Source organism: Herbaspirillum sp. WKF16 (assembly GCF_028993615.1).
Lineage (GTDB): Bacteria > Pseudomonadota > Gammaproteobacteria > Burkholderiales > Burkholderiaceae_D > Herbaspirillum.
This window is the reverse complement of the sequence record NZ_CP118632.1, coordinates 4815977-4835167: the sequence shown is the minus strand read 5'-3', so window position 1 is coordinate 4835167 and position 19191 is coordinate 4815977. Positions and strand designations below refer to the sequence as shown.

General features: G+C 67.6%; 18 protein-coding genes. 13 read left to right on the top strand and 5 right to left on the bottom strand.

Annotated features, from left to right (window positions below; all coding sequences use genetic code 11):
• The first annotated feature begins 93 nt into the window (after window positions 1–93).
• From rarD to Herbaro_RS21780, 6 genes are all read left to right on the top strand, one after another.
• The gene (gene rarD, locus Herbaro_RS21805) at window positions 94–978 is read left to right on the top strand and encodes an EamA family transporter RarD (RefSeq protein ID WP_275011695.1); all 885 of its coding nucleotides are present in this window, start codon (window positions 94–96) and stop codon (window positions 976–978) included.
• A 23-nt stretch (window positions 979–1001) separates the two neighbouring features.
• On the top strand, window positions 1002–2669 hold the full coding sequence (ettA, locus tag Herbaro_RS21800) for an energy-dependent translational throttle protein EttA (protein ID WP_275011694.1): 1668 nt from the start codon (window positions 1002–1004) through the stop codon (window positions 2667–2669).
• Between the two features lie 390 nt (window positions 2670–3059).
• Window positions 3060–3344, top strand: coding sequence for a hypothetical protein (locus Herbaro_RS21795; protein ID WP_275011693.1), 285 nt, complete (start codon window positions 3060–3062; stop codon window positions 3342–3344).
• Between the two features lie 214 nt (window positions 3345–3558).
• Window positions 3559–4473: a ketopantoate/pantoate/pantothenate transporter PanS gene (gene panS / locus Herbaro_RS21790; protein ID WP_275011692.1), complete on the top strand. Its 915-nt coding sequence runs from the start codon at window positions 3559–3561 to the stop codon at window positions 4471–4473.
• A gap of 200 nt (window positions 4474–4673) precedes the next feature.
• The gene (locus tag Herbaro_RS21785; protein ID WP_275011691.1) at window positions 4674–5894 is read left to right on the top strand and encodes a branched-chain amino acid ABC transporter substrate-binding protein; all 1221 of its coding nucleotides are present in this window, start codon (window positions 4674–4676) and stop codon (window positions 5892–5894) included.
• Between the two features lie 71 nt (window positions 5895–5965).
• A complete protein-coding gene (locus Herbaro_RS21780) occupies window positions 5966–6559 on the top strand; it encodes a putative pterin-binding protein (protein ID WP_275011690.1) in 594 nt (197 codons plus the stop codon).
• Here Herbaro_RS21780 and Herbaro_RS21775 read toward each other — a convergent pair.
• Window positions 6556–8196 carry an acyl-CoA synthetase gene (locus Herbaro_RS21775; RefSeq protein ID WP_275011689.1) on the bottom strand — a complete coding sequence of 547 codons (1641 nt, stop codon included), beginning with the start codon at window positions 8194–8196 and terminating at the stop codon, window positions 6556–6558. The genes Herbaro_RS21780 and Herbaro_RS21775 overlap by 4 nt on opposite strands.
• Before the next feature lie 177 nt (window positions 8197–8373).
• Between Herbaro_RS21775 and Herbaro_RS21770 the strand changes: the two genes are divergently transcribed.
• From Herbaro_RS21770 to hisC, 3 genes are all read left to right on the top strand, one after another.
• The gene (locus tag Herbaro_RS21770) at window positions 8374–9048 is read left to right on the top strand and encodes a Crp/Fnr family transcriptional regulator (RefSeq protein ID WP_275011688.1); all 675 of its coding nucleotides are present in this window, start codon (window positions 8374–8376) and stop codon (window positions 9046–9048) included.
• Between the two features lie 101 nt (window positions 9049–9149).
• Window positions 9150–9824, top strand: coding sequence for a hypothetical protein (locus tag Herbaro_RS21765; RefSeq protein ID WP_275011687.1), 675 nt, complete (start codon window positions 9150–9152; stop codon window positions 9822–9824).
• Between the two features lie 81 nt (window positions 9825–9905).
• Entirely contained in the window at window positions 9906–10982 is a 1077-nt protein-coding gene (gene hisC, locus Herbaro_RS21760) for a histidinol-phosphate transaminase (protein ID WP_275011686.1), read from the top strand.
• A gap of 61 nt (window positions 10983–11043) precedes the next feature.
• On the opposite strand, the gene Herbaro_RS21755 is transcribed toward hisC, so the two are convergent.
• Together Herbaro_RS21755 and Herbaro_RS21750 are read right to left on the bottom strand one after the other, a co-directional pair.
• Entirely contained in the window at window positions 11044–12270 is a 1227-nt protein-coding gene (locus Herbaro_RS21755; protein ID WP_275011685.1) for a YbfB/YjiJ family MFS transporter, read from the bottom strand.
• A gap of 69 nt (window positions 12271–12339) precedes the next feature.
• Window positions 12340–12882: an HD-GYP domain-containing protein gene (locus tag Herbaro_RS21750; protein WP_275011684.1), complete on the bottom strand. Its 543-nt coding sequence runs from the start codon at window positions 12880–12882 to the stop codon at window positions 12340–12342.
• 281 nt (window positions 12883–13163) lie between these two features.
• Here Herbaro_RS21750 and Herbaro_RS21745 point away from each other — a divergent pair, with 281 nt between their 5' ends.
• A complete protein-coding gene (locus Herbaro_RS21745; RefSeq protein ID WP_275011683.1) occupies window positions 13164–14324 on the top strand; it encodes an MFS transporter in 1161 nt (386 codons plus the stop codon).
• An 86-nt stretch (window positions 14325–14410) separates the two neighbouring features.
• The gene (locus tag Herbaro_RS21740) at window positions 14411–15106 is read left to right on the top strand and encodes an alpha/beta fold hydrolase (RefSeq protein WP_275011682.1); all 696 of its coding nucleotides are present in this window, start codon (window positions 14411–14413) and stop codon (window positions 15104–15106) included.
• Between the two features lie 111 nt (window positions 15107–15217).
• Here the strand turns inward: Herbaro_RS21740 and Herbaro_RS21735 are convergent, their stop codons facing one another.
• Together Herbaro_RS21735 and Herbaro_RS21730 are read right to left on the bottom strand one after the other, a co-directional pair.
• A complete protein-coding gene (locus tag Herbaro_RS21735) occupies window positions 15218–15487 on the bottom strand; it encodes a hypothetical protein (RefSeq protein ID WP_275011681.1) in 270 nt (89 codons plus the stop codon).
• A 377-nt stretch (window positions 15488–15864) separates the two neighbouring features.
• Window positions 15865–16836 (bottom strand): NAD(P)H-dependent flavin oxidoreductase, encoded by a 972-nt coding sequence (locus Herbaro_RS21730; protein ID WP_275011680.1) that lies wholly within the window; start codon window positions 16834–16836, stop codon window positions 15865–15867.
• A gap of 274 nt (window positions 16837–17110) precedes the next feature.
• On the opposite strand from Herbaro_RS21730, the gene Herbaro_RS21725 reads away from it, so the two are divergent.
• Both Herbaro_RS21725 and Herbaro_RS21720 read left to right on the top strand, forming a co-directional pair.
• Entirely contained in the window at window positions 17111–17263 is a 153-nt protein-coding gene (locus Herbaro_RS21725; protein WP_275011679.1) for a hypothetical protein, read from the top strand.
• A 155-nt stretch (window positions 17264–17418) separates the two neighbouring features.
• Entirely contained in the window at window positions 17419–19182 is a 1764-nt protein-coding gene (locus Herbaro_RS21720) for a methyl-accepting chemotaxis protein (protein WP_275011678.1), read from the top strand.
• The last annotated feature ends 9 nt before the right edge of the window (window positions 19183–19191 follow it).

Genomic DNA, 19191 nt, shown 5'->3' with positions numbered 1-19191 from the left:
ATCGCCGAATCCTGCAATAATGGCGGCTCCCCCAGGGCTGTCATACAACTCAAGAACAACGGCAGCCGTCCATCCAAGTCCATTGTCGCCGCCATGCTTTACGCCGTATCCGCCTCCATCCTGTGGGGGTTGTTTCCGCTGTATTTCAAGTTGCTCAAGGAAATTCCTTCCTTCGATATCGTCGTCCACCGGCTGTTCTGGTCGTTCGTGTTCCTGGCCGGCGTGCTGGCCTGGCGCCGCCAATGGGGCTGGCTCGGGCAGGCCGCGCGGAGGCCGCTGATCCTGTTCGGCTTCCTGCTCTCGGCGCTGCTGCTCTCGGGCAACTGGACGCTGTACGTCTGGGCCGTCAACGACGGCCGCATCGTCGACACCAGCCTGGGCTATTTCATGAGCCCGCTGATGAGCGTGTTCATGGGCTACCTGATCCTCAAGGAACGCATGCGGCCGCTGCAATGGCTGGCCGTGACGATGGCGCTGGGCGCGGTGCTGTGGCTGACGGTGGCCAACGGCAGCTTGCCGTGGATCGCGCTGGTGATCGCCGTCACCTTCGCCTGCTACGGCCTGTTGCGCAAGGTCGCCCACCTGGGACCGCTGGAAGGCCTGTCGCTGGAAACCCTGCTGATGCTGCCGCTGGTGCTGCTGATGCTGGGCATCGACACCTGGCGCGGCAGCAACAGCTTCATGGGCGCGCCGGCCGGCGTGCAGGTGCTGCTGGCGCTGGCCGGGCCGATCACCGCCGTGCCGCTGCTGCTGTTCGCCCAGGGCGCGCGCCGCATCCCGCTGTCGATGTTGGGTTTGATGCAATACATTTCGCCCACTATCCAGCTGCTCACCGGCGTGCTGCTCTACGACGAGCCGTTTGCCGGCACCCGCGCCGTCGGCTTTTGCGTGATCTGGCTGGCGCTCGCGGTATACTCCGCCGAAGGCTTGTGGCGCTTTTGGCGCACCCGGGCGGAAAGCCCGGCCGCAGGCAACTGATTCCCCTTACTGGCACCCATACCATGGCTCAATACGTATTCACTATGAACCGCGTCGGCAAGATCGTGCCGCCGAAGCGGCAGATCCTGAAGGACATCTCGCTGTCCTTCTTCCCCGGCGCCAAGATCGGCGTGCTCGGCCTGAACGGCTCGGGCAAGTCGACCCTGCTGAAGATCATGGCAGGCATCGACAAGGAAATCGAAGGCGAAGCGACGCCGGCGCCCAACCTGAACATCGGTTATCTGCCGCAGGAACCGCAGCTCGATCCCGAGAAGACCGTGCGCCAGGAAGTCGAAAGCGCGCTGGGCGAAGTGTTCGAAGCCCAGGCCAAGCTGGACGCGGTGTACGCCGCCTACGCCGAGGAAGACGCCGACTTCGACGCGCTCGCCACCGAGCAGGCGCGCCTGGAAGCGATCATCGCCGCCTCCGACGGCAACAGCCTGAACCAGCAGCTGGAAATGGCCGCCGACGCGCTGCGCCTGCCGCCGTGGGACGCCGTCATCGGCGTGCTGTCGGGCGGCGAGAAGCGCCGCGTGGCGCTGTGCAAGCTGCTGCTGTCCAAGCCCGACATGCTGCTGCTCGACGAGCCCACCAACCACCTGGACGCCGAATCGGTGGACTGGCTGGAACAGTTCCTGCTGCGCTTCCCGGGCACCGTGGTGGCCATCACCCACGATCGCTACTTCCTCGACAACGCCGCCGAGTGGATCCTGGAACTGGACCGCGGCCACGGCATTCCCTGGAAGGGCAACTACTCGTCCTGGCTGGAACAGAAGGAAGCCCGCCTGAAGCAGGAAGAGGCCAGCGAATCGGCGCGCCAGAAGACCATCGCCAAGGAACTGGAGTGGGTGCGGCAAAACCCCAAGGGCCGCCAGGCCAAGAGCAAGGCGCGCCTGGCGCGCTTCAACGAGCTCTCCGAGCACGAATACCAGAAGCGCAATGAAACCTCGGAAATCTTCATTCCGGTGGCCGAGCGCCTGGGCAATGAAGTCATCGAGTTCAAGGGCGTTTCCAAGGGTTACGGCGATCGTCTGCTGATCGACAATCTCAACTTCAAGATCCCGGCCGGCGCCATCGTCGGCATCATCGGCCCCAACGGCGCCGGTAAATCGACCTTGTTCCGCATGCTGGCGGGCCGCGAACAGCCGGACAGCGGTGATCTGGTGCTCGGCCCTACCGTCAAGATTTCGCTGGTCGACCAGTCGCGCGAAGACCTGGAAAACAAGAAGACCGTGTTTGAAGACGTCGCCGGCGGCGCCGACATCCTGACGGTCGGCCGCTTTGAGATGCCGTCGCGCGCCTACCTGGGCCGCTTCAACTTCAAGGGCGGCGACCAGCAGAAGATCGTCGGCAACCTCTCGGGCGGCGAACGCGGCCGCCTGCACCTGGCCAAGACGCTGCTGCAGGGCGGCAACGTGCTGCTGCTGGATGAACCGTCCAACGACCTGGACGTGGAAACCCTGCGCGCGCTGGAAGATGCCCTGCTGGAGTTCGCCGGCACCGTGCTGGTGATCTCCCACGATCGCTGGTTCCTGGATCGTATCGCCACGCACATCATCGCCTTCGAGGGCGATTCGCAGGTGTCGTTCTTTGACGGCAATTATCAGGAGTATGAGGCCGACAAGAAGAAGCGCCTGGGCGAGGAAGCCGCCAAGCCCAAGCGGATCCGCTACAAGCCGGTGACGCGCTGATCCTTGTTTTTTTGCTGTCGATGAAAACGCCGCTGATGGTTTCAGCGGCGTTTTTGTTTTGGATGCGCGGCTTGTGGCGGCAATGGTCATGCCCCGGTCATCGCTGAACGACACTGGATCCCGGCCTTCGCCGGGACGACGGGCGGTCAGGTGGCCAATCCCGCCGGAGGTACAAGTATTCTCTGTCGTCCCCGCGAAAGCAGGGACCCGGCGTCGTCCGTCGCAGCCCGCCAAACTCCGTTCGGGCTGAGTAGCCGCGCAGCGGCGTATCGAAGCCTGTCATCGCTCGTCGCGCATCGCCGCGCCCGCAATGTAAAGAGTTGTAGGGACGCATGACGCCGCCCTCGCCCGCCGCTAACATCGGCGCAACGGAAACCAGGCGGGGAACACATGATGGGACGATATCTGACGGCGGCAACGGCGACCTTGTTGCTGGCCGCTTGCGCGTCTTCCGGCGAGGTGACGCAGCTGGACCGCGACACCTACATGCTCACCGCCAGCTCGCCCTGGCGCGGCAACGAGGGCGTGGCGGTGGAGGGCGTGCGGCGCGCCGATGCCTATTGCAAGAACCTGGGCCGGCGCATGCGCGTGGTCGGCAGCGAGCGCGCCGACGGTGTGCCGGTGGTGCTGCCGCCCAAGGCCTTGCTGACCTTCAGGTGCGATCCGGCCGGCTGATCGGCGCGGCGCCGGCAGGAATCGCGCCCGGCAGGTAGAATCACGCCCTTGCGCCCACAAGGCGCGATAACGAGAAGAGGCCGCCGTCCCATCGGGACGATGCCGAGCCTACGAGCCTGTTGTCCGCGCAACCCGCGATCATTCCTATAACTAAACGCGCCTCCCATGCCTTCGCTGAAGGGCAGGGGCAGTACTCACTCATCCGGTTCCAACCATGCTCGCACTTATCACCCGCCTGTTCCCCCTGTGGGCGCTGCTGCTGTCCGCCGCCGCCTATTTTTCGCCGTCGACCTTCACGCCGATCGGCAAATACGTCACCCAGCTGCTGACGCTGATCATGCTGACCATGGGCGTGACGCTGACCGTCGACGACTTCAAGCGCATCATCAAGCGCCCGGCCCCGGTGGCCGCCGGCATCATCCTGCATTACCTGGTCATGCCGCTGGCCGCCTGGGTCATCGCCAAGGTGCTGCGCATGCCGCCCGACCTGACCGCCGGCATGGTGCTGGTGGGTTCGGTCGCCTCCGGCACCGCCTCCAATGTGATGATCTATCTCTCGCGCGGCGACGTCGCGCTGTCGGTGACCATCTCCACCCTGTCCGCGCTGGTCTCGGTGTTCGCCACGCCGATGCTGACCGAGCTGTATGTCGACGCGTCCATCCACTTCGACGCCCATGCCATGCTGATGTCCATCGTGCAGATCGTGGTGGTGCCCATCGTGGTCGGCCTGGTGGCCAACATCTTCGCCGGCGGCCTGATCCGGCGCATCGAGCCCTACCTGTCGCTGGTGTCGATGGTCGCCATCCTGCTGATCATCGCGGCGGTGGTCGGCGGCAGCCAGGCCAGCATCGCTTCGGTGGGCCTGGTGGTGCTGGTGGGTGTGATCCTGCACAACGGCCTGGGTCTCCTGGGCGGTTACTGGGGCGGTCGCCTGCTGGGCTTCGACGAGGCCGTGTGCCGCACGCTGGCCATCGAGGTCGGCATGCAGAACTCGGGCCTCGCGGCCGCGCTGGGCAAGCTGTACTTCACGCCCGTGGCGGCGCTGCCTGGCGCGTTGTTCTCGGTCTGGCACAACCTCTCGGGTTCGCTGCTGGCCGGCTACTGGCGCGGCCGCCCGCCGCGCGACTAAGCGCCGACGCGCGCCCGCACGCAAGGGAAACGGAGCTTCGGCTCCGTTTTTTTATGCTGGAGAAATAAATCCCTCGTTTGAATTCGGTATTTTTTCAAATCTGCCCGACTGCAACTTGCACTGCCGCCGCAGCCGCTACCTTTTTCGATTTTTCGCCTGGCCCGGTCATTGACGCGCCAGCCTTGACTTCGGAGAAGCCCATGTCGCGCACATTCCCCCGTTTGCACAAACGCGCCGCCGCGCTTTGCTGCCTGTCGCTGTATGTCTTGCCATGCCTGTCCGGCGCCGCCCCGGCGCAGCAGCCCAAGACCATCCTGATCGGTTTCTCCGGTGCGCTGGGCGGGGTATCCGAGCAGTTCGGCAAGAGCCAGGCCAACGCCGCCGAGATGGCCCTGATCGAGGCCAACCGCCACCATCCGCGCATCGGCGGACAGCCGGTGTTCTTCCGCCTGCTGCGCCATGACGACCACAACCAGCCGGAGGCCGCCGCGGCAGTGGCCCGGCAACTGCTGAAGGCAGGTGTGGCGGCCGTGATCGGCACCACCGATTCGGGCACCGCGCGGGTCGCCGCGAAGATCTATTCGGACGCCGGCGTGGCGCTGCTGTCGCCGGCGGCCAGCGCGGCGGCGCTGGCCGAGCAGGGCAACGCCGGCTTCTTCAGCATGATCGGGCATGACGGTCACGCAGGCGCCTACCTGGCCGACTACGCCATGCACGAGCTCAACATGCGTCGCATCGCCGTCATCGACAACGGGTCGATGTACGGCATGGCGGCCGCGGCTACGGTGCATGAACGGATATGCCAGGCCGGTTTCAGGCCGGTGCTGCGCGAGCGCGTCGGTTACGCCAGCGACCTGCAGCAGTTGGCCTGGCAGATCCGGCAAAGCGGGGCGCAGGGTGTGTTTTTCGGCGGTTATGCGCAGGCGGCGTCGCTGGCGCGGGCGCTGCACAGGACCGGGCGCGGCCCGCGGCTGATGCTGGCCTCCAGCGGCGAGGTCGGTTCGCCCTTCCTGGTGGCGGCGCGTTCGGCCGCCGCCGAGGTGCTGGCCATCGAGCCGGGGTTGCCGGAGACGGGCTTGCCGGGATGGCGCCGTTTCGAGAGAGATTACCGCGAGCGCTTCGGCGCCGATCCCTACGGCCTGGCGCCGTTCGCCTACGATGCCGCGCAGGTGCTGCTGGCTGCGATCCGCCAGGGCGACAGCGCCGAGCCGGGCAAGATCATCGAGGCGCTGCGCCAGATCAGGTTCAAGGGCCTGACCGGCACGGTGGCCTTCGACGAGGCGGGCTACCCGCGCCATCCGCTGTTTACCGTCTACACGGTGCGCGACCGGCACTGGGTGCCGCTGCGCACCTATGAAGGGCCGCCGCGCCGCGCAGAAAACGACAAGGGCTGCGCCGCGGCCGCAGCCGTGAGACGATAGCGTACCGCCTTGCAATGCGCGGTGCGCCGGCCCCGCCGTGCCTCGCCCCTTTTTTCCGGAGATCCGCAGACATGAACAAGCGCCACTTCCTGCACGCCGCCGCGTCGGCGCTGGCAGCCTCGGCGACGGCCGCGCCGGCCTTCGCCGCCCGCAAGAGCGCAGCGCCGGCCGGCCCGGCGCTGCTGACCGTGACCGGCGAGATATCCGCGCCCAACCGCGGCCCCCTGGACCACGCGCTGGACCAGATGATGCACAAGCAGAAACTGGAGTTCGACAGGGCGCGCGTCTTCGACTTCGCGTCGCTGGCGGCGCTGCCCGCAGTCGAGATCCGTCCCACGCTGGAATACGACGGCAAGCGCCACGCGCTGCGCGGCCCGCTGCTGGCCGACGTCATGCGCGCCGCCGGCGCCGATGCCCAGGCCGAGGGTTACGTACTGCGGGCCATCGACGGCTATGCCGTCATGGTGTCGCGCGAGGATGCGCAGAAATACCGCTTCATCGTCGCCACCCATCTCGACGGCAAGCCCATGGCGCTGGGCGGACTGGGGCCACTGTGGGCGGTGTACGAGGCCGACCGCTTCCCCGAGATGGCGGCGCGGCCGGTGTCGGAGCGCTTCGGCCTGTGCCCCTGGGGCATCTATCACATCGCCGTGCGCCGCGGCTAGACGTCGATTGCGCTATCGGACTTCATGCGCTTGCGCAGTTCGAACTTCTGGATCTTGCCGGTGGAGGTCTTGGGCAGGGGGCCGAAATAGATCGCCTTGGGCGCCTTGAATCCGGCCAGGTGCTCGCGGCAGAAATCGATCAGGGCCTGCGCGTCCACCTGCGCGCCTTCCTTGAGTTCGACGAAGGCGCACGGCGTCTCCCCCCATTTCTCATCCGGCTGCGCCACCACCGCCGCGGCCAGTACCGCCGGATGGCGGTACAGCACGTCCTCCACCTCGACGCTGGAAATGTTCTCGCCGCCGGAGATGATGATGTCCTTGCTGCGGTCCTTGATCTTGATGTAGCCGTCGGCCGTCATCACGCCCAGGTCGCCGGTGTGGAACCAGCCGCCGGCGAAGGCTTCCTGCGTGGCGCGGTCGTTCTTCAGGTAACCCTTCATGCAGATGTTCCCGCGGAACATGATCTCGCCGATCTCCTCGCCGTCGCGCCTGACCGGCGCCATGGTCTCCGGCGCCAGCACGGCGACGCCGCGCTGCAGGTGGTAGCGCACGCCCTGGCGCGACTTGAGCACGGCGCGCTGGTCCACCGACTGCGCGGCCCAGTCGTCCTGCTCGGCGCATACCGCGGCCGGGCCGTAGACCTCGGTCAACCCGTACACGTGGGCCAGCTCGAAATCCATCGCCTCCATCCTGGCCAGCACCGCCGCCGGCGGCGGCGCGCCCGCTACCATGCCGCGCACCGGGCCGCGGATGCCCTCGCGCCAGCCCTCCGGCGCGTTGGCCAGCGCCGCATGCACGATGGGCGCGGCGCAGTAGTGCGTCACGCCGTGCTCGCGGATCAGGTCGAACACCAGCTTGGGCTCGAACTTGCGCAGGCAGACGTTGACGCCGGCGCGCGCGGCCACCGTCCACGGGAAGCACCAGCCGTTGCAGTGGAACATGGGCAGCGTCCATAGGTAGACCGGGTGCTTGGGCATGTCCCATTCGAGGATGTTGGAGACGGCGTTGATGGCCGCTCCGCGATGGTGATACACCACGCCCTTGGGGTCGCCGGTGGTGCCCGAGGTGTAGTTCAGCGCGATCGCATCCCACTCGTCGGCCGGCAGCTGCCAGTCGAAATGCTCGTCGCCGTCGGCCAGCAGGGCCTCGTACTCCCAGGCGCCGAAACGCTCGCCGGCCACCGGCGGCGGACCGAGCTCGTCGAACACCTCGACGATCTTCAGCGCCGGCAGCTGTTGCTGCAATTGCCGCGCCAGCGCGGCGAACTCGCTGTCGATGAGCAGCACCCGGGCTTCGCCATGGCGCAGCATGAAGGCAAGCGATTCGGCGTCGAGGCGGATGTTGAGCGCGTTCAAGACCGCGCCGGCCATCGGCACGCCGAAGTGCGCCTCCACCATCGCCGGCGTATTGGGCAGCATGGCCGAGACGGTGTCGTTCCTGCCCACGCCCAGGCGCTGCAGGGCGCTGGCCAGGCGGCGCGCGCGGCGGTAGGTCTGGTCCCAGTCCTGGCGCAGCCGGCCATGCACGATGGCGGTGCGGCGGCCGTATACTTCGGCCGCGCGGGCGATGAAATCGAGGGGGGTGAGGGCGGCGTGGTTGGCGGCATTGCGCGCCAGGCCGGTGTCGAAGTCTGCCATGCGGGTCTCCTTGCTGCGGCGTTTTCTCTGAGGGGTGTGCGCGTGCCGCGCCGGTCTTGCTGCGGCCGCGCCGATCTTTTCCCTAGGGTAGCACCGATGCCGCCTTGCGCTTTGTCATCGCGACGACAGGGCCGCCATGCGACAATGATCCTCGTCACCGATGCAAGGGCGCAAGCGATGGAGCAACATCTACGGCAGCACGAGTGGTTCACCGCGCTGTCTCCGGAACACCGCGGGCTGGCCGCGGGCACCGCGCAATTGGCGCGCTTTGCCGCCGACTCGTTTATCGCGCGGCGCGGCGAGCTTTCCGGGCACTGGATCGGCGTGCATGAAGGCCTGATCAAGCTCGCCGTCTATAACGTCGACGGGCGCAGCAGCACGCTGTCGGGCGTGCCCGAGGGCGGCTGGTGCGGCGAGGGCAGCGTGATCAAGCGCGAGCCGCGCCGCTATGACGTGATCGCCGTGCGCGCCTCGCGGATCCTGCTGGTCCCGGCCGACACCTTCCATCGCCTGATGGCCGAGAGCCTGCCGTTCAACGCCTTCGTGATCCGCCAGTTGAACGAGCGCATGGGCCAGTTCATCGCCACCGTGCAGAACGAGCGCCTGCTCGACGTCGACGCGCGCGTGGCCCAGGCCATCGCCCAGTTGTTCCATCCCATGCTGTATCCGCGCACCGCCCAGGTGCTGGAACTGTCGCAGGAGGAGATCGGCCTGCTGACGGGCCTGTCGCGCCAGCGCGTGAACCAGGCCATGCGCCGGTTGGCCGAGCTGGGTTTGGTGGAGATTTCCTACCAGAGCCTCCGCGTCATCGATCTCGACGGCCTGCGCGCCTTCGGCATGGCCTCGCTATGAGAAGATGCATGGTCGCCGCGGCGACAGTCTGCCGCGCGCGTCTCGCATAACATCGCGTAACGTATTCGTATTGTCTTCGTATCGTCCTCGTTCCCACCGCCATGGCCATCGTCACCCAGCATCACCTGCAATTGCGCGAACTGCGGTTCGCCGCGCCGGCGCGCGTGAAGGTATGGAAGGGCGCGGCCACGCTCAGGAGCGGCGGCGTGGCGATCGAATTGCGCGAAGGCGAGAGCTTCACCGTACCGTCCTTCGTGCGCTTCTCCTGCCTGGCGCATCCGCGGCCGGGAGCGCAGGCCGCGCGCCCGGCGGTGTGGTCGCTGGCGCTGGAGAGCGACGCCAGCGACGAGATGGAACGCGCCGCCGACGCCAGCAAGCCATGGGCGCGCAGGCTGGCCGCCGCCATCTTTGCCGAACCCGCCGCCGACTGGAGCGCGGCGCGCATCGCGCGCCTGTGGCAGCTCACCCCGGCACGCCTGCGCGCGCGGCTGTTCGCCGAGGGCGAGTCGCTGCGCAGCCTGGTGCGCGAGCAGCGTGTGGCGTGGATCCTGGCGCGGCTGGCGCGCATCAACGACGCCCGCGCCGAAGCCGGCGCCGCCGGCTTCGCTTCGGCCGGCGCCATGGCGCGCGCCTGCCAGGACGCCATCGGCCTGCCGCCGGAGATCGCCGGCCGGGCCATTTCCCTGCTCAGCGCGGGCGCCGCGCCGTCCGCCTCCATCGCGTCGGCCCGCGCCGGCGAGGCCGGCCGCCGGCCGCGCTATCGTCCTTATTTCTGAGGCCGCCGCGCACGGGCCAAGTTTGCTACCATCTGCGCTTTCCCTTCATTTTGCAGCGCCCCCGCGCGGGCCGATTTCCCCATGAGCAAGTTCTGGAGCCCCATCGTCAGCCGCCTGACGCCCTACACACCGGGTGAGCAGCCCAAGATCGCCAACCTGGTCAAGCTCAACACCAACGAGAACCCCTATGGCCCCTCGCCGCGCGCGCTGGAGGCCATCGCCCGCGAGGTCGGCGACAACCTGCGCCTGTACCCGAACCCGGACGCCGAACCGCTCAAGCTGGCCATCGCGCATCGCCACGCCGCCGACGGCATCAGCGCGCGCGAAGTGTTCGTCGGCAACGGCTCCGACGAAGTGCTGGCGCACGCGTTCCACGCGCTGCTCCAGCACGGCAAGCCCATCCTGTTCCCGGACATCACCTACAGCTTCTACCCGACCTACGCCGGCCTGTACCAGGTCGAGTACCGCGCGCTGCCGCTGGCTGAGGATTTCACCATCCGCGCCGACGACTACCTGGGCCAGGGCGAGGCCATCGGCGGCATTATCTTCCCCAATCCCAACGCGCCCACCGGCTGCCTGATGGGACTGGCCGAGATCGAGCGCATCCTGCAGGACAATCCGCAGCGCGTGGTGGTGGTGGACGAGGCCTACATCGACTTCGGCGGCCAGAGCGCGATCCCGCTGGTGCGGCGCTATCCCAACCTGCTGGTGGTGCAGACCTTCTCCAAGTCGCGCGCGCTGGCCGGCATGCGGGTCGGCTTCGCGATCGGCCACGCCGACCTGATCGACGCGCTGGAGCGGGTCAAGAACAGCTTCAACTCCTATCCGCTGGACCGCCCGGCGATTGCCGGCGCCACCGCCGCGATCGAGGACGAGGAGTATTTCCGCAAGACCTGCGACATGGTCATCGCCAGCCGCGAGCGCCTCACGGCCTCGCTCACGCAGCTCGGCTTCGAGGTGCTGCCCTCGGCCGCCAACTTCGTGTTCGCGCGCCATCCGTTGCATGACGCGGCCAGGCTGGCGGCGGCGTTGCGCGGCGACGGCATCATCGTGCGCCACTTCGGCAGCGCGCGCATCAGCCAGTTCCTGCGCATCACCATCGGCACCGACGACGCCTGCGGCACGCTGGTGGAGGCGCTCAGGCGTCACCTGGCGTAAGCCGCGGCGCGAACAAAAAAAGCGGCCTCCGGGCCGCTTTTTTATTGCCTGCGATATTGCTTCAGGCGGGTTTGGGCAGGGCCTGCTGGCGCCACGCCAGCAGCGCGCCGGCCAGCAGGGTCAGCGCCGAGAATATCAATCCGCGCTGCAGCCCGCCGGCGCCGTCGGCGATCCAGCCGACGATGGTGGGCCCGACGATCTGGCCGGCCGCGAAGATGATGGTGAAGGCGCTGATGCCGGCCGGCCAGTCGGCCTGAGGCAGGTTGTGGCGCACCATCGCCGTGGTCGAGGCCACCGCCGACAGGAAGCAGGCGCCGAACAGGATGCCCGAGGCGAACACTGCCGCCGGTTGCGTCGTGAAGGCCGGCAGCAGGGTCGCCGCGCACAGCAGCGCGTTGAGGATGGCCAGCGACTGGCCGCCGCGGAAACGGTCCAGCATGCGCGCCCAGATGCGCGAGGAGGCGAAGGTCGCCACCCCCAGCAGCGTGAAGAACAGGGTGATGCGCTCGGGCGCCATGCCTTCTTCCTTCAGCAGCGCGATGACGAAGGTCATGTAGCCGATATAACCGAGGCCGAACATGAGGTAGCCCAGCAGGCCGAACATGAGGCTGCGCGCGCGAAAGCTGCCGCGCGCCGCCGCCTGCGCGGCGGGCGAGGGGATGTGGCGCACCGGGAGCGACATGAACACGCTGGCCGCCAGCGCCAGCGCGCCCAGCAGCAGCCAGGCCCATTGCCATGGATGGGCGGCGCCGTGCGCGGCGGCCGCCTGCATCACCGGCGGCACCAGCAGCGACGCCAGCGCGATGCCGATGCCGGTGCCGCCGTAGTACAGGCCCAGCAACAGGCCGGCGCGCTGCGGATGCAGCGCGGCCAGGCGGCTCACCAGCAAGCCGCCGGCGACGAAGATGAAGGCGCTGGCGATGCCGGTGACCACGCGCAGCGAGAGCTGGGCGGCGGTATCGGTGACGAAGCCGGGGATGAAGGTCAAGAGGGCCGTGCCGAAGGCGCCGCCGATCAGCACGCGATGCGCCTGGTAGCGCCGCATCAGCAGGGGCGTGACCAGCGCGCCCAGCAGGTAGCCCAGGGCGTTGCCGGTATTCATGCCGCCGGCGACCAGGTAGGGCCAGCCGAGGTCGGCGCGCATCGGCGCCAGCAGCAGCGCGTAGGAAAAGCGCGCCACGCCCAGCGCGACGACGGTGCCCATCGACAGGGCGAGGGCGATCAGCAGGGGATGGCGCAGGGCGAAATCCTGCGTGCCGGCGCGGGCGGGGTGCTGCGTAGTCTGCATGGGGCGGCGTCTCCGGAGGTCTTTTTGCTTGTTGTCCCGGCAGTGTAGCCCAATGGCGGTCTTTCTATTTCACGCCGCGTGCTCGTGCCACAGCTTTTTCCCCACCACGTCCAGGCAGGCGTCCACCACCACCGGATCCAGGCGCGCGCCGCGCAGGCGGCGGATTTCATCGAGCGCGATGTCCATGCCCAGCGACTTGCGGTAGGGGCGGTCGGCCGACATCGATTCGACGATGTCCGACACCGTCAGGATGCGCGACTCCAGCGGGATGGACTCGGCCGTCACGCCGCGCGGGTAGCCGCTGCCGTCCAGGTACTCGTGATGGCACCAGACGATCTCGGCCAGGTTGAAGGGGAAGCTGATGTGCCTGAGGATGTCGTAGCCGCTTTGCACGTGCGTCTTGAGTACGGCGTATTCCTCGTCGGTGATGCGGCCGGGCTTGTTGAGCAGCGCCAGCGGGATTCGGGCCTTGCCGATGTCGTGCACCTGCGCGGCCATGTGCAGCACGTCGATGCGCTCGGCCGGCAGCCCCAGGTGCCTGGCGATGGCCACGCACAGTTCCGCGGTGCGGTCCTCGTGGCTGGGCGTATAGCCGTCAGTGAGCCTGTGCATTGCGATCAATGCATTGACGATTTCCTGGTAGATCTGATTTGATTCTGAAACTGGCATCCCTGTCCCTGCAATATTGCAGCGCGCGCGAGCGGTGCGGTCAGAAGCGGCTGGATCTTTCGTCTGGCGGCGCGCGCGGGGCGCGCCGTGAACCTCTGAGAAGGGCAGCCGTCTGACGGCTGCCCTGCCGCTGCCTGCCGACCACGACTCTTTTCTTCGAGCGCTCCCGGTTGTCGGATAATAGCGGCTGCAATGCCAAGGCAGTTTACCTTCATGACGTACCGATGACAACCAAGCTCTCCCCTTTGCGCGCCGGCCTGTCGGGCCAGGCCCGCTGGCGCCGTATCGCCATTCCGCTGTTCTTCCTGCTGCTGGGCATCGTGTTCGCCAGCTGGGCCGCGCGCATTCCCGCCATCCGCGACCACCTGCGGCTGGACGCCGCCACGCTCTCGCTGGTGCTGCTGTGCGGCGGCATCGGCGCGGTCGGCTCCTTCCCGCTGGCAGCCTGGCTGACCGGCCACTATGGCGCGCGCCACAGCGCCCTGTACGGCGGGCTGGCGCTGCTGGTCTCGCTGCCGTTGCTGGGCCTGGCGCCGGGCCTGTGGACGCTGATGGCGGCAAGCGTCCTGTACGGCGCCGCCTCCAGCTGCTTCGACGTGGCCATCAACGCGCTGGGCGCGCAGGCCGAGAAGGAGGCCGGGCGTCCCATCATGTCGATGCTGCACGGCTGGTTCTGCGTGGGCACCTTTTCCGGCGCGCTCATCGCCAGCGGCATCGCCGGCCTGGGCATCGCCCCGGTCTGGCATTTCCTGCTGGTGTCGGCGCTGTTCCTGTGGCCGATGTACGCGTGCTACCTCGCCATGCCGGACGACCGCCCGGAGCACGATCCGCATCGCAAGATCTTCGCCATTCCGCACGGGCACCTGGTGGTGCTGGGCGTAATCGGCTTTTGCGGCGCCATCGTCGAAGGCTCGATCGCCGACTGGAGCGGGATCTACATGAAGGACCACATCGGCGCCACCGACGGCGGCACGCCGCTGGCCTACGCCGGCTTTGCCGGCATGATGGTGGTCGTGCGCATGGTGGGCGACCGCCTCAAGCAGCGCTACCACGCGCGCCGGGTGGTGGCGCTGGGCACGCTGGGCGCGGCGGTGGGGGTGTTCATCGCGGTGGCGGCGCATTCGATGGGCCTGGCCATCCTGGGTTTTGCCATCGCCGGGGCCGGCGTGGCGGCGGTGTTCCCGTTCGTCTTCAGCGCCGCCGGCCGGCACGGCTCGACCGCGCTGGCGGCGGTGGCCACGCTGGGCTACAGCGGCAGCCTGATCGGCCCGCCGGCGGTGGGTTTCCTGGCGCACGGCTGGGGCCTGCAGGCGGCGATGGCCTTCATCGGCGCGCTGTGCCTGGCGATCGCCGCCTGCAGCAGTCGCGCGCAGTGGCTGGAGTAGCCGCGCGCCGCAAGCGCGCCATGGAATAACGGCCGGATGCGGCGCAGCCCGCACCGGCCATGCACACAAGCGAGGGAGAACACATCATGCGCAACCTGGTCCTGCTGCCGGGCTTCATGCTCAACGAACACCTGTGGGACGATATGCGCGGCGACCTCGCCACGCTGGGTGCGCTCACCTTCGGCGACCTCGGCCAGGACATCGGCATCCAGGCCATGGCCGACGCCGTGCTGCGCCAGGCGCCGGAGCGCTTCGTGCTGTTCGGTTTTTCCATGGGGGGCTTCGTGGCCCAGGCGGTGGCGCTCAAGGCGCCCGAGCGGGTGCTGGGGCTGGCGCTGCTCAACACCTCGTCGCGGCCGCAGACCGAACAGGAGTCGTCCTCCACCAAGGCGCAGATCGATATCGCCCAGCGCACTCCCTTCAAGGGCCTGACCTCGCGCGCGCTGGCGTCCTCGCTGCACCCGGCGCGCAGCGCCGAGCGCGTGCTGCTCGATCGCCTGCAGGCGATGGCGCTGGCCAACGGCAAGGAGGTGTTCCTGCGCCAATTGCAGACGCTGCGCGACAGCAACGCCGAGCAGCTGCGCGCGCTGCGCTGCCCGGTGCTGATCGTGGCCAGCGATCACGACCGGCTGCGCTCGGTGGAAGAGTCGGAAGAAATGGCGCGCCAGATCCCGCAGGCGCGCTTCGAGGTCGTCGCCGATTGCGGGCACATGACGCCGATGGAAAAACCGGGCGAGCTGTTTGCCCTCATCAGCGGGTGGCTGGGGCAATCGGGCCTGTAGGCGGGGCGCCCTGGCGGACGCGGGCCAAAGAAAAGGCAGCAGGAGCGATCCTGCTGCCTTTTTATTTTTGCCATTTACCTGTTCGCGGGACGCGCGCCCGCGGCCGGGAATTCAACCCTCGTCCGGCTCCTTGGGCGGGGCGCCGGCGGAGCGGCGTCCGGGCGCCTTGTTGGCTTCGTCCAGTCCGCCGGTGCCGCGCAGGTCGGTATCGACCTGGCCCTCGCGGATATCGTTATAGGCGTGGCGGATTTCCTGTCGCTCCACCTTGTGCCCGCTGCGCGCGGCATCCTGCCGGTCGAAGCTCTGGTCATGCTCGTGCGGCAGACGCGGCTTGTCGTGTTTTGGGTGACGATCTTTTCTGGTTCTGAGAAAGCTGGTCATAAGGTCCTCGCATCAAGTATCTGGCTCTCCACTCCCGGGTCGTGCGCGGCAGGATCCGGCGGGCCGGATCACCGTGGCGTTGGTAGCGATGCGCTGCCGCGCCGGGGAGGTGAGCGAACAGGTACGACCGGGCGCCGCACAAGAAGTGCCGACCGTTACAACTTGCATGAAAACTGGGGGATTTGTCCGACGGAGGATTCGTACAGCAGGCGTCGGAAGCCGGGAAGGGGCGAGGGGTTGGCGCGACATGCACAGCTTTGATGCGCGCCGGCGGCGCCAGGTTCAATCCACGCATGCCGGCGCTGCAAAGAAAAAGGCGGATCGCCGATCCGCCTTCCTGTGGTTCCGATGCCTGCCGCCGCGGCGGCCATGCGCGGTTACAGCGCCAGCCGCGCGCGCGCCGCGCGGTATTCGGCCTCCAGGCGATCGACCATCTCCGCCACCGACGGCACGTCGTCCATCAGGCCCACGCCCTGGCCGGCGCCCCAGATGTCGCGCCAGGCCTTGGCCTTGCTGCCGCCGCCGGAACCGAAATTCATCTTGGTCTTGTCGGCCTCGGGCAGGTTGTCGGGATCGAGGCCGGCGTTGACGATGGATTTCTTCAGGTAATTGCCGTGCACGCCGGTGAACAGGTTGGTGTACACCACGTCGGCCGCACTCGACTCCACGATGGCCTGGCGATACGCCTCATCCACGTTGGACTCCCTGGTGGCCAGCCAGCGCGAGCCGATATAGGCGAAGTCGGCGCCCATGGCCTGCGCGCCCAGCACCGCGTCGCCGGTGGCGATCGCGCCCGACAGCACCAGCGGGCCCTTGAACATCTTGCGCACCTCGCCCACCAGCGCGAACGGCGACAGCGGGCCGGCATGGCCGCCGGCGCCGGCGGCCACCAGGATCAGGCCGTCCACGCCTGCCTCCAGCGCCTTCTCGGCGTGGCGCATCGAGATCACGTCATGCAGCACGATGCCGCCGTAGCTGTGCACGGCGTCCAGCATTTCCCGGGGCGGCGCGCGCAGGCTGGAGATGATGATGGGCACCTGGTGCTTCACGCACACCGCAACGTCATGCGCCAGGCGGTCGTTGGACTGATGCACGATCTGGTTCACCGCGATCGGCCCGACCTTGCGCCCGGGATGCTGCAGCTGCCACTGCGCCAGCTCGTCCTGCAAGTCGGTCAGCCAGACGTCGAGCTGCTCGGCCGGGCGCGCATTGAGCGAGGGAAACGATCCGACCAGCCCGGCCTTGCATTGGGCCGCCACCAGGGCCGGGCCGCTGGCGATGAACATCGGCGAGCAGATGATGGGCAGGCGCAGGTCCTGCAGGGCCTTGGGATAGCTGGGCTGGTGCATGCTTGTCTCTCTTGGTTGTCGTTATCGGAGGGGCGCGGGGCCCAAAGGGGTTTGCCGATTATAGGTCAAAAAATATTACGATCGTGCTTTTTGTTGCGGATCCGAGAATTTTCCCTGTTGTTGCAAAGAAAATATTCGACATCCCACCGTGGTGTCATGGTAAGTTTTCAACAGCTGCCGATAACCGGAAAACACAACCGGGCCAGGCGGCGCACAGGGCTGGGGCCGGCGCTCGCCGGTTTGTCCGCAGTTTTCTCATGATGAGGGGAAAATCATGGAAACCTTCAACTTGACGCATGTCGTCATCGTTGCCGCCGCCGCAGCGGTGGTGGTGCTCAGCGCCGTACTTCATATCCGCCTTCTGAGAAAGAACCTCGCGCGCGACCTGCGCAGCCGCATCCGCGGCTGGCATCGCGGGCGAAGCTGATCTTGCGCATCCGCAGTCCCGGGATCCCTTCTTCGCCGCATTCCTGACATCCGGCCGGGCGCCATCCGGGCGCCGCGCGCCTTGTCGTTCGCGCCGACCACGCTGCCGGCAGGCGGGAGTCCGCCCACGGCCGCGGCCACTCCATTGAGGAAAACATGATAAGCAACTTCACGCTCAAGCGCGGCTTCGCGCTGCTTGGCATCGTCCTGGCCATCCTGTCGGCATTGACCTATGCGACGGTGCAGATGATGCATGACGCCAAATCCAGGGTGCAGGAAGCCGCCGACGCCCGTTACCGTTCGTACCAGCTGGCCGAGGAACTCAAGCAAAGCTCGCAAGACCTGACTGCCCTGGTGCGCAGCTACGTGGCCACCGGCGACCGCCAATACGAGACCCGCTACAACGATATCGTGGCCATGGTCACCGGCAAGAGGCCGCGCGCCAACGGCGTGACCGTGTCGACCATGGAACAGATGAAGCAGGCCGGCTTCACCGAGCAGGAGCTGGCCAAGCTGAGCCAGGCGCAGACGCTGTCGCTGACGCTGGTCAAGACCGAGGAGAAGGCGATGGCGGCCGTCAAGGGCATGTTCGACGACGGCAGCGGCAGGTATGTCAAGTCCGGCGAGCCCGACATGGAGCTGGCGCGCAAGCTGGTCAACGATCTCGCCTATGAAAACGCCGTCGGCCAGATCATGAAGCCGGTCGCCGATTTCGTGGCCATGATGGATGCCCGCACCGGCAAGCAGATGCAGGACGCGCGCGACTTCAGCGGCAACGCCTTCCTGCTGTGCATCGGCATGCTGGCGGCGATGCTGGGGTTGTCGATCATGGGGCTGTGCATGCTCTTCAGGTTCATCCGCAACCAGCTAGAGCGCGGCCTCAAGGCGGCAGAGCGGCTGGCTACGGGCGACCTGCGCGTCAAGCTCGACGCCGGGCGCGAGGACGAGATCGGCCGCCTGATGGGCGCCATCAACGGCATCGGGCAGGGCCTGGCGCAGGTGGTGTCGACGGTGCGCAATGGCACCGAAACCATCAACGTGGCCGCCGGCGAGATCGCCACCGGCAACATGGATCTTTCCAGCCGCACCGAGTCGCAGGCCTCCAGCCTGGAAGAGACCGCCGGCTCCATGGACAAGCTGACCTCCACCGTGCAGCAAAACACCGCCAACGCGCGCGAAGCCAACCAGCTGGCCAACTCGGCCTCGGAACTGGCCAATCGCGGCGGCGCCGTGGTGGGCAACGTGGTGCAGACGATGGAGTCGATCAAGGCCAGTTCCGGCAAGATCGCCGACATCATCAGCGTGATCGACGGCCTGGCCTTCCAGACCAACATCCTGGCGTTGAACGCCGCAGTGGAGGCGGCGCGTGCCGGCGAACAGGGGCGCGGCTTCGCGGTGGTGGCGTCCGAGGTGCGCTCGCTGGCCCAGCGCAGCGCCAGCGCCGCCAAGGAGATCAAGGAGCTCATCGTCGATTCGGTGGAGAAGGTGGACGCCGGCGGCAAGCTGGTCGACGAGGCGGGCGTGACCATGGGCGAACTGGTGTCGTCGGTGCGCCACGTGGCGGAGATCATGCGCGAGATCACCCTGGCCAGCGAAGAGCAGAGCACCGGCATCGCCCGGGTCAACGACACCATCGTGCAGATGGAGTCCATGACCCAGCAGAACGCGGCCCTGGTGGAGCAGGCCGCGGCCGCCGCCGGCAGCCTGCGCGAGCAGTCGGACCGGCTGCTCAAGGACGTCAGCATCTTCAAGCTGTCGGACGACCATGGCCATAATCCGGGGGCGGCCGTCAAGCCCCGGCCGGCAGCAGTGCGCGGCGCGCCAGGGCCGGCCAAGGCCGTGCCCAAGCTGGAAAGCAAGCCCGGTGAAGAGCCCGCCCGGAAGGCTGCGGCAGGCGGCGGCGACCGGGGCGAGTTCTGAAGCGGCGCG

Bases quoted from the DNA above. Each gene is read 5' to 3' on its own strand.
- rarD (WP_275011695.1), top strand. From the start codon at position 94: ATGCTTTACGCCGTATCCGCCTCCATCCTGTGGGGGTTGTTTCCGCTG.
- ettA (WP_275011694.1), top strand. From the start codon at position 1,002: ATGGCTCAATACGTATTCACTATGAACCGCGTCGGCAAGATCGTGCCG.
- Herbaro_RS21795 (WP_275011693.1), top strand. From the start codon at position 3,060: ATGATGGGACGATATCTGACGGCGGCAACGGCGACCTTGTTGCTGGCC.
- panS (WP_275011692.1), top strand. From the start codon at position 3,559: ATGCTCGCACTTATCACCCGCCTGTTCCCCCTGTGGGCGCTGCTGCTG.
- Herbaro_RS21785 (WP_275011691.1), top strand. From the start codon at position 4,674: ATGTCGCGCACATTCCCCCGTTTGCACAAACGCGCCGCCGCGCTTTGC.
- Herbaro_RS21780 (WP_275011690.1), top strand. From the start codon at position 5,966: ATGAACAAGCGCCACTTCCTGCACGCCGCCGCGTCGGCGCTGGCAGCC.
- Herbaro_RS21775 (WP_275011689.1), bottom strand. From the start codon at position 8,196: ATGGCAGACTTCGACACCGGCCTGGCGCGCAATGCCGCCAACCACGCC.
- Herbaro_RS21770 (WP_275011688.1), top strand. From the start codon at position 8,374: ATGGAGCAACATCTACGGCAGCACGAGTGGTTCACCGCGCTGTCTCCG.
- Herbaro_RS21765 (WP_275011687.1), top strand. From the start codon at position 9,150: ATGGCCATCGTCACCCAGCATCACCTGCAATTGCGCGAACTGCGGTTC.
- hisC (WP_275011686.1), top strand. From the start codon at position 9,906: ATGAGCAAGTTCTGGAGCCCCATCGTCAGCCGCCTGACGCCCTACACA.
- Herbaro_RS21755 (WP_275011685.1), bottom strand. From the start codon at position 12,270: ATGCAGACTACGCAGCACCCCGCCCGCGCCGGCACGCAGGATTTCGCC.
- Herbaro_RS21750 (WP_275011684.1), bottom strand. From the start codon at position 12,882: ATGCACAGGCTCACTGACGGCTATACGCCCAGCCACGAGGACCGCACC.
- Herbaro_RS21745 (WP_275011683.1), top strand. From the start codon at position 13,164: ATGACAACCAAGCTCTCCCCTTTGCGCGCCGGCCTGTCGGGCCAGGCC.
- Herbaro_RS21740 (WP_275011682.1), top strand. From the start codon at position 14,411: ATGCGCAACCTGGTCCTGCTGCCGGGCTTCATGCTCAACGAACACCTG.
- Herbaro_RS21735 (WP_275011681.1), bottom strand. From the start codon at position 15,487: ATGACCAGCTTTCTCAGAACCAGAAAAGATCGTCACCCAAAACACGAC.
- Herbaro_RS21730 (WP_275011680.1), bottom strand. From the start codon at position 16,836: ATGCACCAGCCCAGCTATCCCAAGGCCCTGCAGGACCTGCGCCTGCCC.
- Herbaro_RS21725 (WP_275011679.1), top strand. From the start codon at position 17,111: ATGGAAACCTTCAACTTGACGCATGTCGTCATCGTTGCCGCCGCCGCA.
- Herbaro_RS21720 (WP_275011678.1), top strand. From the start codon at position 17,419: ATGATAAGCAACTTCACGCTCAAGCGCGGCTTCGCGCTGCTTGGCATC.